The following is a 1631-nucleotide window of genomic DNA, read 5'->3' on the forward strand; positions in this document are numbered from 1 at the left end:
CAATGCTGGTTCGGTTGGCCTCTACCAGCTCGGCGGCGGCGTCGAAGTTGCTGTGACCGATGCCATCACCGTTCGCGGTGAAGTTGTTGGCCAGGGTGACTTCAACGATGCCGGTGGTGCTGACTCGTTCTTCGAAACGACCAAGGCCACCGTCGGCGTTTTCTACCACTTCTAAGAACGCATAGTTTCTGGCGCATCGCGCCAGAGACATGATTCTTGCACCCATGCGGCGAACCGGCTCCTGTCGGTTCGCCGTTTGGTTTTTAAGGTTGATTTACAGGTCATGAATGGAAGTGTGATCGTTCGGATACACTGATCGAAAACATCATCTCGCGCGTTAGATGTGAATGCCGCAGCCATTGCGATCAGCCGACGTGCCTGCCATTTAGGATCATCAACGCACTTTTTTGAGGGCTACTTATGTCTATTCGTACTCTTTTTGTCGGCGTCTCGCTCGCCGTTCTCGGCACTGCCGGTGCTTCCGCTGCCGACCTCATCATCCCGACCACCCCGCAGCCGATCTATGAATCTGCTGGCTTCTCGTGGGAAGGCCTCTACGCTGGTGTTCGCGCCGGTGGTCAGTTCGTCGGTACCAACCAGTACGGCAACCTCGGTGCCGGTGCTTCGATCACCCAAGGTGTCATCGGTGGCGCTGTTGGCGTCAACTTCCTGCCCATGGATCCATTCCTCCTCGGCGCCGAAGTCACCGGTGACTACGTTTGGGGCAACAACCTCTCGACCGGCGAATTCTTCGCTAATCTCCGCGCTGGCGCAGTCGTGACCGACTCGGTTCTCGTCTATGCAATCGGCGGTGTTGGCGTTCAGACCGGCCCGAACAATGCTGGTTCGGTTGGCCTTTATCAGCTCGGCGGCGGCGTCGAAGTTGCTGTGACCGATGCCATCACTGTCCGCGGTGAAGTCGTTGGCCAGGGTGACTTCAGCGATGCCGGTGGTGCCGACTCGTTCTTCGAAACGACCAAGGCCACCGTCGGCGTTTTCTACCATTTCTAAGAACGCATAGTTTCTGGCTCTAAGCGCCAGAGACATTGATTCCTGCGCTCATGCGGCGAACCGGCTCCTGTCGGTTCGCCGTTTTGCTTTGTTCGCGGTTCGCTCCACGAGCACCAGGTGTGTTCCTTTAGTTACACCCACCGAAAACACATCTTGGAATGGTCAAACAAAGTGCTCCAACCATTGCGAGCGGTCGGCCGCTCTGTCAATTTACAGCCATCAACGGATTCTTTGAGGGCTCCACATGTCTATTCGTACTCTTTTCGTCGGCGTCTCGCTCGCCGTCCTCGGCACTGCGGCAGCTTCGGCTGCTGACCTGATCATCCCGACCAGCCCAGAGCCGATCTATGAATCTGCTGGTTTCTCGTGGGATGGCCTCTACGCTGGTGTTCGCGCCGGTGGTCAGTTCGTCGGTACCAACCAGTATGGCAACATTCTTGCTGGCCCGTCGATCACCCAGGGTGTTGTCGGTGCCGCTGTTGGCGTCAACTTCCTCCCCGTCGACCCGTTCCTGCTCGGCGCCGAAGTTACCGGTGACTACGTTTGGGGCAATGGCGTCTCGACCGGCGAATTCTTCGCTAACCTCCGCGCTGGCGCAGTCGTGACCGACTCGGTCCTCG

1 protein-coding gene and 1 pseudogene are annotated in these 1631 nt (G+C 57.8%); both read left to right on the forward strand.

Features of this window, described 5'->3' with window-relative positions:
- Positions 1-420 precede the first annotated feature (420 nt).
- Positions 421-1011, forward strand: a complete 591-nt coding sequence (locus ASE94_RS05625; RefSeq protein ID WP_062629569.1) for a hypothetical protein — start codon at positions 421-423, stop codon at positions 1009-1011.
- Between the two features lie 244 nt (positions 1012-1255).
- Positions 1256-1631 (forward strand): annotated as a pseudogene (locus ASE94_RS05630) (hypothetical protein); the annotation flags it as partial.

This window comes from Devosia sp. Leaf64, from assembly GCF_001421945.1.
GTDB lineage: Bacteria > Pseudomonadota > Alphaproteobacteria > Rhizobiales > Devosiaceae > Devosia.

What these genes read in the sequence shown, in the direction of transcription:
- ASE94_RS05625 (WP_062629569.1), top strand. Translation starts at nt 421, where the DNA reads ATGTCTATTCGTACTCTTTTTGTCGGCGTCTCGCTCGCCGTTCTCGGC.